13 protein-coding genes are annotated in these 16,919 nt (G+C 51.4%); 9 read left to right on the plus strand and 4 right to left on the minus strand.

All coding sequences use genetic code 11. The annotated features are described in order from the left end of the window. The first annotated feature begins 115 nt into the window (after nucleotides 1-115). The 9 genes from glpA (at nucleotide 116) to HMPREF0645_RS03420 (ending at nucleotide 13,023) form a co-directional block, all read left to right on the plus strand. Nucleotides 116-1,705, plus strand: a complete 1,590-nt coding sequence (gene glpA / locus HMPREF0645_RS03375) for an anaerobic glycerol-3-phosphate dehydrogenase subunit A (protein ID WP_007173452.1) — start codon at nucleotides 116-118, stop codon at nucleotides 1,703-1,705. 12 nt (nucleotides 1,706-1,717) lie between these two features. After that, complete coding sequence (glpB, locus tag HMPREF0645_RS03380; protein WP_007173453.1) at nucleotides 1,718-2,959, plus strand: glycerol-3-phosphate dehydrogenase subunit GlpB; 1,242 nt, start codon at nucleotides 1,718-1,720, stop codon at nucleotides 2,957-2,959. A gap of 71 nt (nucleotides 2,960-3,030) precedes the next feature. Beyond that, nucleotides 3,031-4,308 carry an anaerobic glycerol-3-phosphate dehydrogenase subunit GlpC gene (gene glpC / locus HMPREF0645_RS03385; RefSeq protein ID WP_007173454.1) on the plus strand — a complete coding sequence of 426 codons (1,278 nt, stop codon included), beginning with the start codon at nucleotides 3,031-3,033 and terminating at the stop codon, nucleotides 4,306-4,308. 113 nt (nucleotides 4,309-4,421) lie between these two features. Continuing rightward, the gene (locus tag HMPREF0645_RS03390) at nucleotides 4,422-5,537 is read left to right on the plus strand and encodes a porin (protein ID WP_007173455.1); all 1,116 of its coding nucleotides are present in this window, start codon (nucleotides 4,422-4,424) and stop codon (nucleotides 5,535-5,537) included. A 29-nt stretch (nucleotides 5,538-5,566) separates the two neighbouring features. Next, a complete protein-coding gene (locus HMPREF0645_RS03395; protein WP_007173456.1) occupies nucleotides 5,567-6,538 on the plus strand; it encodes a YncE family protein in 972 nt (323 codons plus the stop codon). A 23-nt stretch (nucleotides 6,539-6,561) separates the two neighbouring features. After that, the gene (locus tag HMPREF0645_RS03400; protein ID WP_007173457.1) at nucleotides 6,562-7,962 is read left to right on the plus strand and encodes an MFS transporter; all 1,401 of its coding nucleotides are present in this window, start codon (nucleotides 6,562-6,564) and stop codon (nucleotides 7,960-7,962) included. A 232-nt stretch (nucleotides 7,963-8,194) separates the two neighbouring features. Next, on the plus strand, nucleotides 8,195-9,886 hold the full coding sequence (locus HMPREF0645_RS03405; RefSeq protein ID WP_044123169.1) for a glycerophosphodiester phosphodiesterase family protein: 1,692 nt from the start codon (nucleotides 8,195-8,197) through the stop codon (nucleotides 9,884-9,886). A gap of 37 nt (nucleotides 9,887-9,923) precedes the next feature. Continuing rightward, nucleotides 9,924-11,264, plus strand: coding sequence for a porin (locus HMPREF0645_RS03410; RefSeq protein ID WP_007173459.1), 1,341 nt, complete (start codon nucleotides 9,924-9,926; stop codon nucleotides 11,262-11,264). A 706-nt stretch (nucleotides 11,265-11,970) separates the two neighbouring features. Next, complete coding sequence (locus HMPREF0645_RS03420) at nucleotides 11,971-13,023, plus strand: threonine aldolase family protein (RefSeq protein ID WP_007173461.1); 1,053 nt, start codon at nucleotides 11,971-11,973, stop codon at nucleotides 13,021-13,023. On the opposite strand, the gene HMPREF0645_RS03425 is transcribed toward HMPREF0645_RS03420, so the two are convergent. The 4 genes from HMPREF0645_RS03425 to HMPREF0645_RS03440 form a co-directional block, all read right to left on the minus strand. Further along, nucleotides 12,979-13,698 (minus strand): NigD1/NigD2 family lipoprotein, encoded by a 720-nt coding sequence (locus HMPREF0645_RS03425; RefSeq protein ID WP_156777830.1) that lies wholly within the window; start codon nucleotides 13,696-13,698, stop codon nucleotides 12,979-12,981. The two genes, HMPREF0645_RS03420 and HMPREF0645_RS03425, sit on opposite strands and share 45 nt — an antisense overlap. A 139-nt stretch (nucleotides 13,699-13,837) precedes the next feature. Continuing rightward, entirely contained in the window at nucleotides 13,838-14,839 is a 1,002-nt protein-coding gene (locus HMPREF0645_RS03430; RefSeq protein ID WP_007173463.1) for a D-alanine--D-alanine ligase, read from the minus strand. 48 nt (nucleotides 14,840-14,887) lie between these two features. Continuing rightward, a complete protein-coding gene (locus HMPREF0645_RS03435) occupies nucleotides 14,888-15,991 on the minus strand; it encodes an RluA family pseudouridine synthase (protein WP_007173464.1) in 1,104 nt (367 codons plus the stop codon). Next, nucleotides 15,988-16,785, minus strand: a complete 798-nt coding sequence (locus tag HMPREF0645_RS03440; RefSeq protein WP_007173465.1) for a PASTA domain-containing protein — start codon at nucleotides 16,783-16,785, stop codon at nucleotides 15,988-15,990. The genes HMPREF0645_RS03435 and HMPREF0645_RS03440 overlap by 4 nt, the downstream gene beginning before the upstream one ends. Nucleotides 16,786-16,919 lie beyond the last annotated feature (134 nt).

Raw genomic sequence — 16,919 nt, forward strand, 5'->3', positions numbered from 1 at the left:
TGTTACGTTTTAAAGCGAATAGCATATAATATCGAAACTACGGCTGGTTGATTCTCATCAAAATTGCATCGAGATGGGTTTCTCCCGACGCAAACACCTAATTACAAACCCTAATATGAAGGAATTTGAAGCGGACGTTATAGTCATAGGCGGAGGCATTACTGGCGCGGGCGTGGCAAGAGATTGCGCGATGCGCGGTCTGAAAGTCTTGCTGGTGGAAAAGCAGGATTTCACGAACGGAGCTACCGGTAGAAACCACGGCCTGATGCACAGCGGGGCACGCTATGCCGTGACAGACTTCGAATCGGCGAAGGAATGCATCACAGAGAACATGATATTGCGTAAGATCGCACGCCATTGCGTCGAGGAAACCGACGGGCTGTTCATTACGCTGCCCGAGGACGACCTCGCCTACCAGGCCAAGTTCGTAGATGCCTGCCGGACGGCGGGCATCCGTGCCGACATCATCGACCCAACGGAGGCCCGGCACCTTGAGCCGTCTGTCAATCCGGATTTAATAGGAGCCGTAAGAGTGCCCGACGCATCTATCGACCCTTTTAGGCTTACCATGGCAAACCTGATAGACGCCCGGCAGCATGGCGCCACCGTGTTGAACTATCATGAGGTGACGGGCTTTATCCTGGAGAGTGGCCGGGTAACGGGCGTAGAGATAAAAGATTGCCATACGGGCGAGGCCATGACAGCACATGCCCCATTGGTGGTCAACGCCGCGGGTATCTGGGGGCATTTGCTCGCCAAGAAGGCCGGCGTAACAGTGAATATGTTTCCGGCGAAGGGCACACTGCTCATCTTTGGGCACCGCGTCAACAACATGGTAATCAATCGTTGCCGCAAGCCTGACAACGCCGACATTCTCGTGCCCGACGATGCTGTATGCGTAATTGGAACGACCAGCGACCGCGTCGCCTATGACGAGATAGACCATTTGACCATTACACCTGAGGAGGTTGAGACCCTGATTACAGAAGGCATGAAGCTGGCTCCGGCTTTGGCCTCAACACGCATTCTGCGAGCCTACGCCGGTGTGCGTCCCCTCGTGGCAGCCGACAACGACCCAACCGGCAGGAAAACCAGCCGAGGAATCGTATTGCTGGATCATGAGACGCGCGACGGGTTAGCTGGCCTGATTACCATTACAGGCGGAAAGATGATGACCTACCGCATGATGGCCGAAATGGCTACCGACCTGGTTTGCAAGAAACTGGGCATTGATGAGAAATGCAAGACCGCCGACACTCCCCTGCCAGGCTCAGAGAACTTTTCTGACAAGGACGGGGATCTGGTATATCAAATTGCCGAGGGGCGCCATGGAAGCATGACTCCATGCGCAGAATTGGACACGCCGGAAAGTCGAGCCTTGGTTTGCGAGTGTGAGCATGTGACGGTGGGAGAAATGCAGTTCGCAGTGAACGAGATGCACACCCTAAACCTGAAAAACCTAAGACGGCGTACCCGTGTGAGCATGGGCACGTGCCAAGGACAACTATGCGTGTTGCGCGCAGCCGGCGTGCTGTGCGGCATGAAGAGGTCGGCTGCAACAGATGCACGCCATGACTTGGCAGAAAGCATGCAGGAAAGATGGAAGGGGATGAAGCCCGTAGCATGGGGCGACACACTAAAGGAAGCACAGCTCTCCTCTTATATATATAGCGGATTGTATGGCCTCGGCCATGCTGTAAAATAAAAACTCTATCTGATGAAATTCAATACCATTGTTATCGGGGGCGGTCTCGCCGGCTATACCTGCGCCATTAAGCTGGCGGAGGAGGGGCAGCACGTTCTCCTCGTGTCTGCGGGAGAGAGCAGCCTGCACTTCTCTTCGGGCAGCTTCGACCTGTTGGGCTACGACGAGGACGGGCAGGTGGTTAGCTCTCCGACCGAAGCAGTACAGCGGCTTCCGCATTCCCATCCTTATCGGAAAGTGAAAGATTTCCCAGCGAAAGCAGAGGATGCAAAGAGGCTGCTCAACCAAGCCGGACTGGCCTTCAAGGGCGACGTGTCGGCAAATCATTTCCGTCTCACACCCGTGGGTATGCTGATGCCCACATGGCTTTCACTTGACGGGATGGTCGTTTTTCCAACAACAGACTCAAAACCATGGGAATCGGCAGCGATTGTATGCCCCATGGGATTCCTCGACTTCCCTACGGCGTTTGTCCAAGATAGCCTATCCGCCATGGGCATCAGGACAAGAACCCTAACCATAACAACAGCAGAACTGGAGTATGCAAGGGAAAGCACGTCGGAGATGAGAGCTACCAACCTGGCCAGAAGGCTGGAGAGGGGGAAGGGTATTGAGGCTATGGCACAAGCCATCAACGCATTGGATATCAAAGAGAGCGTCATCCTGATGCCTGCTATCTTCGGCTATGACGACCCAAATGCTGCCAACAAGTTGCAGAAACTGGTTCACAAGCCTGTTGTCTTTAGTTCCACCATCCCACCGTCAGTGCCAGGGGTATTGATGCAAAAGGCCTTGAAACAGCGGCTAAGAAATCTCGGTGGCATGATTTTGGACAACAATACCGTGCTGCGCGGCACCATCACCGACTGTCTCGAAAACATCGTCACCGACAAGATTGAAGACCCTATGCTTGCCGCAGACCATTTCGTACTGGCTACTGGCACCTTCCTCAGCGGTGGTTTGACATCCAACTATACCCACGTGAGCGAGCCGATCTTCGGACTTGACGTTGATGCCGACACCAACCGCCAAGCCTGGCATGTTGAAGACTTCTACGAGAAACAGCCATATATGAGATTTGGCGTACACACAGATGATACCTTTCATACGTCCAAGGATGGCAAAACCATACCTAACCTCTATGCCATAGGCAGTGTTCTCAGTGGGAAAGACAGTGTCAGGGCGGCAGACAGGGAAGGCGTGGACATGCTCACGGCTCTGCAAACGGCTCAAAATATCATTGACGTATCATAAGAAAAACCCTACAACAGAATGTACGACTGGCGCAAAACCCATGAAATGCGCCCTTAAACAATATTAGGTGGATGAAAAAGGAAATCCAAGCAAACAACATCAGCCAGCATAATCTGGAACAGTGCCTGAAGTGCACGATATGCACCGCATACTGTCCGGTCTCCGCCGTAGAGCCTAAATATCTCGGGCCTAAGCTGTCGGGACCAGACTTGGAGCGCTACCGGATGAAAGATCCGAAAATCGCCGATGACACGCTAAAGATGTGTCTCAACTGTAAGCGGTGTGAAATAGCATGCCCCTCCGGTGTGCATATTGGCGACCTAATACAGGCGGCGAGAATCAAATACTCCAAGCACATTCCGGGACTTAGGGACAGAATGCTGGCCAATACCGACTTTGTAGGCACTATGGCCACTATGGTGTCGCCAATAGTCAATTTCTCACTGGGTCTCAAACCCACCAAAGCCTTGCTGCACTCGGTGATGAAAATAGACAAGCACCGCACGTTCCCTGCCTACGCCAACCAGAAATTCGAGACTTGGTTTGTCCGCGAGGCACAGGACAAGCAATCGCAGTTCAATCGCTTTGTCAGCTATTTCCACGGTTGCTATGTTAATTATAACTTCCCGCAGCTTGGCAAAGATCTGGTGAAGATCCTGAACGCCTGCAACTATGGCGTGCATCTCCTCGAGAAAGAGAAATGCTGCGGAGTTGCTCTCATTGCCAACGGGTTGTCGGGGCAGGCCAGAAAACAGGGGCTAACGAACATGGCCTCCATACGCAAGGCAATCGACAACCACGATGAGGCTATCCTGACCACAAGCTCAACATGCACGTTCACGATGCGCGATGAATATCCGGAGCTACTGGATATTGACAATAGCGATGTGCGGCAAAGTCTCCTCCTGGCTACGAGATTTATCTTCACGCTTGTGGACAAAGGCAAGATAAGGCTGGCTTTCCGCAACGACTATCATGCCCGGCTGGCTTATCACACCGCATGCCACATGGAGCGGATGGGATGGGTCATGTATAGTACGGAGCTGCTGCGGATGATACCAGGCGTAGAGCTCACCGTGCTTGAAAGCATTTGCTGCGGCATAGCCGGAACGTATGGCTTCAAACGTGAGAATTACGAGCGGTCGCAGAAAATCGGATCCACGCTTTTCGAACACATCGAAAGAGCCCACCCAGATTATGTAGTAACCGACTGCGAGACCTGCAAATGGCAAATTGAGATGTCTACACCATACCCTGTCATGAATCCCATAAGCATCCTCGCTGACGCACTGGATGTGGAAAAGACACAGATGCTAAACCAAACCACAAGCCATCAGCCTGAATCCTAATCACGCAACACCTGCCCTGCTACTGCCATATCGCGGGGCACGGGGCGTGAGAAGAAATATAAACCTAATTCTTTTAATATTTATCAATGATGATTACCTAATTCAAAACTATTATGAAACATCTTGTAATTACAATGCTCATGGCTGGCTCATGCCTCAACTTGCCCGCCGCAGAGACTACGGTTGTAGAAAACAATGCCGAAGAGAGTGCTTCTGTGCAAAAAACGGACATCGCCAAAGAGATTGCAAAGGCTGTAAAAATCTCGGGATACTTGCAAACTGGCTGGAACTATAGCACGGCCGGCGAAGGATCTTCTTCTTTTCAGGCTAAAAGACTTCGTCTGATTGCCGACGCAGCTTTAACCTCAAAGTTAGCTTTCAGACTTCAGCTTGAAGCTTTTAACGGCATCGCAGGGTCAACAAATGGGAATGGCCAAAAGAATATTCAAGTCATGGACGCATTTGCGACCTATACGTTCAGTCCTGCTTTTAAGGTTAGGGCCGGCCAATACTACCTACCCCTCGGTTATGAGAATTATGACAACTCTCCCTCCATTTTGGAGACAGTAGACTTTTCGAATATTTGCTACCGCATGGTTTGCAGGAATCCGCATGAGTACAATATTGTGGATTACGGACGTGACTTGGGTATCATGATTACGGGAGACCTGTTCCGCTCCTCGGAAGGGTTCAACTATTTAAGATATGACTTGTCGCTTACCAATGGGTCACTTCCCTCTAAGGACGATCCGAATAAGTCGAAGGATGTAGCCGCCGCTATCACAGTTCGTCCCGTGAAATATTTTAGCTTGAAGGCTTCCTATGGGTGGGGCGAAGGCACCAAAACCTATAAAGATATGAACAGGCTGATTTTGGGAGCATGGTATAACAACCCGAACGGCTTTCTCGCACGCGCGGAATACGGCCTTTTGAAAGGGGAGAAGAAAACCTTTGACGAACGTGGAGCTTACGCTATTACCGGCTATCATTTTCAAACCAACTGTGGGGAGTTCCTGCCTGTAGTGCGCTATGATATGTATAGGGACAAAGTGCTCGATGCCACTTCTAATAACTATGACCGCATTTTAGCCGGTCTCACATACCAACCCTTTTCAAACTTTAAGATTCAATTAAACTACCAACATGGTTTCTACACTGACAAGGCTGCAAAGGCCATTGGAAAGGATGGGTATGACCAGGTTCAACTGATGGGTATGTTTAAATTCTAATCGTTAAATCCATTTTAAATTTTAATAACATGAAAAAGATTATCATCTCCATTGCGCTGGCTGTCATGCCTCTATCCTCCCTGTTCGCACAACATATAGGAGAAGAATACCGCTTAAAAAAGGTCATTCCCGTGGAGGGACGGCAAGGTATCGCGATTGACGAAAACTATTATTACGTTTCCAACACAAAAGCTTTATACAAGTACGACAAGGAAGGCAACCTTCTGTTGAAAAACGACAAGCCTTTTAAAGATCCCAAAAAGGTTAATCACTTCGGAGATATCGATGTGTTTAACGGAGAAATTTACGCAGGCGCGGAGTTGTTTGAATACGGACGCGGATTTAATATTGTTATTTCGGTATACGATGCGAAGACCCTGCAATGGAAACGCGACATCCCATGGTCTCCAGAGTCTGGACAAGTTGAAGTTTCCGGATTAGCTGTCGATAGGGAAAAAAACATGATCTGGATGTCCGACTGGGTGGATAGCCGCTATGTATATTGCTATAGTCTCGAAACAGGCAAATACTACACAAAAATGCAGTGCCGCCCCACTCCCTATTGGACGCAGGGCATATTTATCGCAGATGGTAAAATGCTGTTTACTGCCGATGATGGGGAGTCGACATACCATATTGCCGATAATATTTATGTTGCGGATATCAACGAGGTGCCTTTCACTGGTTTAGTACAGGGGACGGAAGTGGTGAAGGACACTCCTTTCTCTGTCAAATTGGATCAAAACGGCAAAGTGGTAACACGTACGGGACTTGTTGCCGGCGGGGCCAAGGCCGGAACACTTAAGCTTTTCCGTGAAATGGTTGATTTCCGCCGTGCCGGTGAGATTGAAGGAATCTCCATTGACCCAACGAACGACGACTTAGTGGTTTTAAACAACCGAGGAACACAAATCATCCTTGGCATGTCTCAAGGCCCATTTGAAAAAGAAGGGTACACAAAAGAAGTTCACGAGCTTTATATCTACGAGAAAATTAAATAGGATCTACCTAATTATATAAAAACATGTGGAAATTTTTAATGCCTCCTGCTCATAAAGCAGAGCAAACTGGTCCCGAGGCAGACGCAAAGTACAAAAAATTACGCCAGCAAGTATTCCTTGGAATCTTCATCGGCTATGCTGGATTTTACATCGTAAGGAAGAACTTCTCCATGGCCATTCCGATGCTGGCTCCATTCGGCTTCGAGAAAGGCGAACTGGGGGTTGTGCTTTCCATGAACGCCATCGCGTATGGGTTCTCCAAATTCATCATGGCCAGTGTTTCCGACCGCAGCAATGCCCGTCGGTTCCTGCCTTTGGGATTGTGCCTTGCCGCCATCTCAATGATGTTCATGATCGTCCCGATTCAATGCTTCGGGGCTGAAAACAAGCCTCTCGCCATTGCGGTGATGGCCGCCCTCAACTTTTTAGTGGGTTGGTTCAACGGCATGGGATGGCCTCCCTGCGGACGTGTGATGACCCATTGGTTCTCCATTAAGGAGAGGGGCACATGGATGGCCGTGTGGAACTGCGCCCACAACGTTGGCGGTGCCCTTGTCGGGCCAATGGCGGTCTACGGCGCCTTGTGGTTTGGCTCTTGGTTCTACGGTGCCGACGAGCAGCGGTATTTCCTCATCGGCACATTCTTGTTCCCCGCATGCGTAGCCCTGCTCATCGCGCTAATAGCCTATGTCCTCATTCGCGACACCCCACAGTCGTGTGGCCTGCCACCCATAGAGAAATGGAGAAATGACTATGCCGCCACCTACGACGAGAAGTCAGAGAGCGTGCTTTCCACCAAGGAGATATTCCGTACGGTGCTGAACAACAGGTTCCTATGGTACATCGCCATTGCCAATGCCTTTGTCTACATGGTCAGGTATGGCTGTCTTGACTGGGCTCCCGCTATCCTGACCGAGCAAGGCATCGACATCAAGAATGCCGGATGGGCATACTTCGCCTACGAGATGGCTGCCATCCCGGGGACGCTGATCTGCGGCTGGCTATCCGACAAGGTGTTCAACGGCCGACGTGCCATACCCACGATTATCTTCATGGTCATTGTGGCTGTGCTCATCTTGATCTATTGGCAAAACTTCACCAATATCAACATTGTGATGTTCTGTCTCATCGGAATCGGATTCTTCATCTACGGCCCCGTGATGCTTATTGGCGTGCAAGCGCTCGACCTGGCACCGAAGAACGCTGCAGGAACAGCAGCCGGACTCACGGGCTTCATGGGATATGTGCTGGGTACGGCCTTGCTGGCCAACGTTGTCATCGGCTATGTAGCCGAGTCGGCTGGCTGGGGCTGGACATTTGCCCTACTTATTGCAGCGTGCGTATTGTCTATCTTCTTCATGGGGCTGACTTACAAGCGTGAGCAGTACTTGGTTCATCAAAACAAGAAAGACGCTAACTCATAATATAAACCTATAATTTATTTAATTGTTCACCAAAGTCTCGCGGACGGCTGCCTATCATGCAGCGGCAACGCTCAGATACGGCTGTATAAGTTTCCGGAATCCTGGCCTGTGCTTTATATACCGATTGCTTAGACTCTTTCATAAGTTTGCCTATCCAGACTCCGTCCTTATCCCATATTCGCGCTCACGCATGCAAGGGGCAGGATGTCTGCGAGACTTTAATCTAAATTTTATGACAACAAAACTTTTCCAACTTGGCACTATGGGCATTGCGCTGGCTGCAATCGTTTCATCGTGCGACGACAACCAGCAGTTCACTGATGTGAACGCTGATGCCAAGAGAGTTCAGGTCAATGTCATCTCTCCGGAGATGGCCAAGGTAAGGGATTACGTTCCCTTGTATGCTACTGTTGCCCACCGCGGAACCACGTTCTGGGCACCCGAGGAAACCGAGGCTTCCTGGCGATGGGCTCGCAATATGGGCGCAGACTACCTGGAAAGCGACCTACAGGTTACCAAGGACGGCGTAGTGTTGGCCAACCACGACGAGAATCTCAAGCGCACCACCAACGTGTCCGAGCTTTTCTCCGAGCAAATTCCCTCCAGCAGAAAGGACTTCTATCGCAGCTTCCGCAATGCCGATGGCTCGCAGCATTTCTCTGAGCAAGACATCGAGGATCAGTACCAGCGCGATGTGGCCGACTTCCGCCCAAACTACACCTTGTCGTACTATTACGCTGAGCTGCTCATGCTCGATGCCGGCAAGTGGTTCAACGAAAGTTCATGGGAGGAAGCCCGCCCCGCCTTTGCCGCCCAAAACTACGGCAAGATGATTTACGACGCAGCCGGCGTGCCATCTGTGCGGTATGCTGACGGCCAATATGTATCGGCCCTACAAGACCAGATTAACTATGCCATGGGCAATATGCTCAAGCGCGATGCCGCCAACCGCCGCGTGCTGCCTTTCCGCATCAAGGATGAGTTCAAGAATATGACACTTGCCGAGATCTACAAGGCTGCCGTGCCCGCTGTCAAATGCGATGACCCCTCCGTCAAGGGAAGCAAGGCCTCCAAGTATATGGACTTCATCGAGTACGATTTCAAGAACGCTTATGTGAAAGACCCCAAGGACAACGGAAACCGCCCCGGCATATACCCAGAGTTCAAGGAGTCGTGGCTTAACCCCAAGGATATTGAGATTCGGGTTTACAACATCCTGAACGAATGGGGCTGGAACATCATCACGAAACCAGAAGCAGAGAACACTCCTTTCTATGTCGACGGCAAGGTAAACGTGGGCAACACCAACGGCAAGGTTATTCTGCAAACATTCTCGTTCGACGCGCTGCAGCGTGCCTATGATGTCTACAAAGGCCGAATCCCCATGTGCTTCCTGATGTGGACGGGTAAGGGCGCTACCGACATCAAGTATACAGACCCCAAGGGCTATGCCGACTTCATCAACTATGCGCTTGCCAAGGGAGCACATATCATGGGCCCGTCTATCGCCGGTGCACCCAACAACTATGATGAGCTCAACTATCCTTGGCAGGTTTGCCTCATCCGCCGCGCGCAAATGCTGAACCATCCTTACTCGTTCGACTCCTACGCCCAGATGACCAAATACATGGGCTACTACGTTAACTTCTGGGGAAAGAATCCCACGCAGTTCGACGATATCCTGAACGTGACGGTGCAGCCCACGAAGTACACCACCTTCAAGGAGCCACAGACTCACCCGGTCTATATGGACGGCTATTTCACCAACCACTCCGAGATCTCGCTGAAATATATGATAGAGAACGGCTTCCGTTGCAGCGCGACCCTCGAAAACCCGTTCCATCCCGGAAAGAAGTACGACAACTCACAGGCTCCGTCATTCGTGCCTGAGGCACAGGACGTTCTCCGTGAGCTCGGCTATTAATCAAAATATCATCAATAATATTTAGCATTACAGTTGTATGAAAAAATATATTATGCTTTCAGTCTTGGCATCCTGCGCCCTGTCGCTTTCAGCCCAAGACTTCGACACAAAGCCATCCGTCACCATTGACAACAAGAACGAAGACTTGCACTTCACCGTCGGCGCACGTTTCATGGCAGATGCCGCGTACTATCATTCCGACTTCACCCCACTGCAGAGCGGGGCTTCCATCACCGATGCGCGCATACGCACATCGCTCACTTACGAGAACTGGAAGTTCTACGCCGACTTTGGCTTCGGTGGTGGGAAGTTTAGCCAGAAAAACATATTCCTTGAGTATGCCACCCCACAGCCCAACGGCGGCCGACATGCCATCAAGGCCGGCTACTACAACGACCCCGCAGGCTCCATGGCACGCAACACATCGCTGGGGAGCTACCACTTTATCTCCCGTCCGGGTGCATCCAACGCACTGGGTGAGGGGCGTGAACTGGGGGTTACCTATAAGTACACCAACGATCGCTTCATGGCCTACCAAGGCATATTCACCGAGGACCAGTATAACAAACTGGAGGCTGGCTTCAACGGCATTGTGCTGTCGGGACGTTACCAGGTGCGCCCTCTCATCGATGAGGATCAAACGCTATCTGTCGGTGCCAACATCCGCTACCAGCATGTTGGTGGCGGCGTGACGGAAAACAACGTGCTGAAGAAGAGTCTGTCGTTGGGACAGACCCTCGAGACCTACGTCGACGAGGACATGCAGTTTGTGTCCTGCGAGCTTCCGTGGGCAGAAAACGTGCTCGATGCAGGAGCAGAGGCACTATACCACAACCGAAACATGTTTGTCAGGGGCGAGTATATGTGGAAGCGCATCACCAAGAAGCGCGACTCAGAAACCTTGTTCGAGGCCAGCAACAACAACATCGACACATGGGGAACGCTCGATGCCTGGATGGCGGCCAACCCGCTCAAGGCTAACAGTTTCCAAGGTGGATACGTAGAAGCTGGCTTCCTGGTTTTCGGCAATCCCTATTCGTTCGACAAAAACGAGGGCGTGCTCCGGGGACTCTCGGGCCGCTCACTGGAAATTGTGGCACGCTTCAACTACACCGGGCTTAACGACATCAACAAGGGCGAATATTTCTCGGTAGCCCGCAACCAATATTATCCTGACGGATACATGCAGGATTATCCCTACAAGTCGACCAGCATTGGCGGTGGATCTGTGCGCTCATGGACTATCGGCGCCAACTACAGCTTCAACCGGTTTGTCCAGGTGATGCTCGATTACACGTACCACAACCTCCACAAGGACTACCTGTCCAACGATCGCAACTTCCATGCGGTGCAAGCTCGCATGCAGTTTGTTTTCTGATCCGCACACACAGTTAGCTTCATAGGAAAATCCCAGTCAGCATACAGTTGGCTGGGATTTTCTGCTTGAATCCGACTTTTGCATGACGGCAGTCTTGATGACTTGATCAATGGGCACATGCTCAACATGGTCTTAAACTTTCCCCCGTAGCCTCAACAGCAGTAAGGTGCGTGGGGCTAAGCGTTCCAAAACATTTGAAGCCGGGATGTTAACAGGCAAAAGCACAGTTTGTGCCTATAAAAATAAATTACTATTTTCCAGTGATTATTTTTTAGGCATCCAGAGAAAAACGCGCCATGTTTCTGGCCCAGTTTTCCGCTCGCGCAACCTGAAAACGCACAAGGTTTTGCGGTGGCTATCTCCTCGCGGTGTGGTATGGGCTTAACGGCTACGCGGTTGAGCTTCAAACGCGGTGCGATTAAACTTTATCCGCACTGCCATTCGATATGCAACGGCAAGTGGGAAAAGATGACCCTTGACGGCAAATTTATAAAAGATGTTGACTATCAGGCAACTACGAAACATCGTATATTTCCCGAATTTCGGACGAGAGCAATGTAACTTTAAAATACGCCAAGCATTTAGGGGTGTTTGTCAAGATAAATACAAACACTCAGTTTCATCAATTCAAAGGCACAATTATTTAAAACAATATTTGCACTATCTGCTATTTTCGTTATCTTTGTACCCATAAAACTGAAAAAATATGTTGTCATTTGAATCAGACTACAACAATGGAGCGCACCCCAACATCCTGAAGCGTCTCGTGGAGACCAACGACACGAAGAGCCGAACCTACGGCTACGACCTATGGTCGGACAGCGCGAGGTCGAAAATCAAGGCGGCCTGCGGCTGTCCCGATGCACAAATCTGGTTTCTCGTGGGTGGTACACAGACCAATGCGACGGTGATCGACTCGCTGCTCCACACGTATGAGGGCGTGGTGTCGGTGGACACGGGTCACATCAACACGCACGAAGCAGGCGCCATCGAGTTTACCGAGCACAAGGTAATTACCATAAAAGGGCGTGACGGGAAGATGGATGCCCAAGACCTCGACAACTACATGGATGAATTTCTGCACGACGGCAATGCCGAGCACTGCGTCTATCCGGGCATGGTCTACATCACTTTTCCCACCGAACTGGGCACACTCTACACGGCCAGAGAACTCGACAGCGTGTATCAGGTGTGCCGCAAATACGACCTGCCACTCTACGTAGACGGTGCCCGATTGGGCTACGGGCTCATGGCTGAGGAAAACGACATCACCCTGCCCTATCTGGCCAAGCACTGCGATGCGTTCTACATCGGCGGCACCAAGGTAGGTGCGCTCTGCGGAGAAGCCGTGGTTTTCACCCACAACAATGCTCATCCGCACTTTTTCAACATCATCAAGCAGCACGGGGCATTGGTGGCCAAGGGGCGCACCATCGGTCTGCAGTTTGACGCGCTCTTTACCGACAATCTATATTTCGACATCTCGCGGCATGCCATCAAGATGGCCATGAAGATGAAAAAGATTTTCAAGAAGAAGGGATATCGGTTTCTGATCGACTCGCCCACCAACCAGCAGTTTGTCATTCTCCACAACGACGAGATGGCTCGCCTGGCCAAACACGTGCATTTCACGGTGTGGGGCAAGTATGACAGGAGTCACACCAGCTGCCGATTCGTGACCAGTTGGGCCACGACAGAAGAAGAAGTGGAGGAACTAAGGACAATTGTGATGTCGGAAGAGGAAACCGACAGGAGCTGAAGAAGCATGTGAAGGGGACACTGGAACTTGACTGACGTAGGTTTTCTCGCCCTCGTAGGTGTTCGCCCTGAGCCGGATGACTGCCCCTTGCCATGCGTTGGCCAGGGGCATGCTCATGTAACCACGAACCGTGTAGTATTCCGGAATACCGTTTTGAGCATGGAAAATGCGGATGTCGACAGTTCGGCGACTGCCTCTGGCCGACGCATGGTTGTCAAATATCAAACCCATTTTCCGAACGATTCCTACGCTGTCGGTGCGCCCTGCCTTCACCGCAAAGGCGATGTTGAAGAATCCTCCGCTTACCCAGGTAGACTCTATGGTAAGCGGATCGGTAGGCACGGTGATGCCCGGAGAGAGCCGAGCCGGAGGTGTGACAATGACAGGGGCGGACGATAGATAACGATTGGTGGAGACATCATAATAGACCAATGCCCGGTACACGCTGTCGGCCTTGGTTGCCCAGCTCGCCGTCCAGGGGGCTTCAAACACCACGGATTCTCCCCCATCGGTCAACATGTGGTTGATTTTGCCTGAGGATGACGTGTGAACCATGGCAAAATCTGCCCGCAAATAGGAGTAGTGACCGTCGCCCGACTCGTATTCGTCAACCGTACACGCTCCCAACGCCCATGCGAGAGCTATCATCACAAACAGGGAAGACCAGGTTTTCAATTCTTAATTCAAAATTCTTAATTCTTAATTCTTAACTCTTAATTTATCATTGGGCACGCACACTTGTGTTACCCACCATGCACCGATGGTCACACCGCGTGGCCAATTAAACATGATTCTTGATTCATTAAACAATAGATCAATCAAACTGATTCTCCACGATGTCGCTCAACACATCCTTGATGTCGAGTCCTGCGGCACGCACCTGCTGCGGAATAAAGCTCGTTTCGGTCATGCCCGGCGTGGTGTTGATTTCCAACATATTGATCTTATCGTTGCCCTCGTCATCCTTTGATATAATGTAATCAATGCGGATGATGCCGTTGCAGCGCAGGATGTCGTAGATGCGACTGGTCTCCTCAGCCACTCTCTTGGTGGTTTCCGGTGACAGGCGCGCCGGGGTTATCTCCTTCACCTGCCCATTATATTTGGCATCGTAATCAAAAAATTCGTTCTTTGTCACCACCTCGGTAGCCGGAAATACCACGGATTTCTCTCGTGTCTTATAGCATCCCACCGAGATTTCGGTTCCCTCGAGAAAGCCTTCGATCATCACCTCATCACTTTCCATGAAAGCTGTGCGCAACGCCGGAGCCAGTTGGTCGGCACATTTCACCTTGGAAACGCCGAAACTCGACCCATTGGCAGACGGCTTGACAAAGACGGGCATGCCCAACCGAGCCTCCACGGCAGCCTCGTCGTAGGCCTCGTCGCGCCGAAGTAGGATGCTGTCGGCCACGTTCACACCGAATGCACGAAGGTAGTTGTTGAGCACATACTTATCGAATGTCATCGACTCCACGAGGACTCCGCTTGTGGAATAGGGCAGATGGATCAGGTCGAAATATCCCTGCATGATGCCGTTCTCGCCCGGCGTGCCATGGATGGTGATGTAGGCATAATCGAACACGACAGCCTTGCCGTCCTGTCCGATGAACGAAAAGTCGTTGCGGTCTATCTTGGCTATATCACCATCATCGAAGGCCACGTGCCAGTCCTGCCCTCTCACATCGACAATATAGATGTTGTAGCGGTCCTTGTCAAAAAAGGAATAGAGTCCCTGTGCAGAGCGAATGGAGACATCATGCTCTGGGGAGTCGCCGCCACAAACGATGGCAATGTTTCTCTTTAAATCTTTCATAAGTTATAGCGTTTTGTTCTTTTGGGTCATATTCATGTATCAGGACATTCATCCTGCAAAGGTGTCCTGTGTCGTTCCCTTGACATAGGTTCTCCATTTACTTATCAATGCCGCGAAATCGGCAGGCCATTCCGAGTCGAAATCCATCTGTTCGCCCGTGCGGGGGTGTACAAAGCCGAGTGTCTTGGCATGCAAAGCCTGGCGCGGACAGAGCTTGAAACAATTCTGGACAAAGGCCTTGTACGTGGTGCTGCGCTGCCCGCGCAAGATCTCGCAGCCCCCATATCGCTCATCGCAGAACAGCGGATGGCCCATGTGTTTCATGTGGGCGCGAATCTGATGCGTGCGCCCCGTTTCGAGCACGCATTGCACAAGGGTCACATATCCGAACCGCTCCAGCACCCGATAATGGGTGACGGCCGCCTTGCCAATGCCCGAATCCGGGGGAAACACCTTCATGCGCAGCCGATCTTTGGGGTCACGACCGATATTGCCCTCGATTCTTCCCTCGTCGGCCACAGGGTTACCCCATACCAATGCATGGTAGGAGCGGTGTGTGGTCTTGTTGTAGAACTGCTTGCCCAATGCGGTCTTCGCATCGGCAGTCTTGGCCACGACGAGCAGCCCACTGGTGTCCTTGTCAATGCGATGCACCAATCCCACATTGGGATCGTTGGGATCAAAGGTGTCCAAATCGCGCAGATGCCAGGCCACGGCATTGATCAGCGTACCGTTAAAGTTGCCTGCTCCGGGATGCACCACCATGCCCGCTTTTTTGTTTACCACCATGAGATCACGGTCCTCATAGACAATGTCGAGTGGGATATCTTCGGCGTGGATCGTTGAATCGTGCTTCGGGCGACCAAGCATGAGGGTGATGACATCAAGCGGACGAACTTTATAGTTGCTCTTCACGGGCCTGTCGTTCACAAAAATACACCCTGCATCGGCAGCCGTCTGTATGCGGTTGCGACTGGAATGCTGCATTCGCTCAGCCAGAAACTTGTCTATGCGCAGCGGAGCCTGACCAGCATCCACCTGCACTTTCCAGTGCTCATAGAGCTGACCATCGACAGGAGCACGCTCCAGCGTGTCGTTCTCCAAGTCTTCATCTTCACCGAAGAAGTCAAGTTCTTCTGCTGCGTCTGTCATGGTTGGGTTGTTTCGGATTTAGGCACAGGATTTGGGCTGGGTCTCGTAGCTTTGGGTTGAGCTGTCTCTGCATGCGGCTTGGCCTCCCTCGCATTCGGCGAAGTCGTCTCGTAGGGTGTCTTCTCACGCTCGGTCGGCGACTCGGTTACCTCCTCGAAACCATCTGCCTCGTTGCTCTCGACAAAATCATCTTCAAAGGGATAAACCGGGTCGACATAGTTCACCGAATCACTGGCATCACGAATACCATTGCCCACCTGGATCGTCAGCTTGGCATCCACGGGAATACGGTCGCCATACACCACGTGCTTGCCATTCATCAGCACGCCGTACACCCAGTCTTTCTCACCCGTTACGAACTGGGGAGCGTTCAACTTGAATCCCATGGCCGTGAGTTTGGCCATGGCTTCGCGCATCGAACTGTTGTCTACAATATCGGGTAACTTGATGGTAGGCGACTCCGTGGCATTGATGGTCACATAGATAACGTGCCCCGATTTCACGCGTTCTCCTGCCGCGGGTGACTGCTCGAGCACGCATCCCGGAGGCAACTCCCTCACGTAACCCGTGTCGGCAACCTCTATTCTTAAACGAAGATGGTCTGCGATTCGCTCCGCTCCGGCAATATTCTTGTGCAAAAGTTTCGGGATGGCTATCGACTCGCCATGATGGGTATAGAGGTCCAAACCGTACTTGGCTCCCACGACAAGCAGCAGCACCGTGAGCGCCATGGCCATCAGATTGCCCCACAGCGACCAATTCCTGAACTTGCCAAAGAATTCCGATATTGTCATCTACATGATATTTATCTGTCAAAACAGCACATGCCAAAAGCCTACAAGTCAACTTGATTTGCTCAGGCAAGGCTTGATTTCTGCAAAGATAATGCAAATCCGTCTAACAGCAAAGGACAGACCCTATTTTTTAA

It is taken from the genome of Hallella bergensis DSM 17361 (genome assembly GCF_000160535.1).
Lineage (GTDB): Bacteria > Bacteroidota > Bacteroidia > Bacteroidales > Bacteroidaceae > Prevotella > Prevotella bergensis.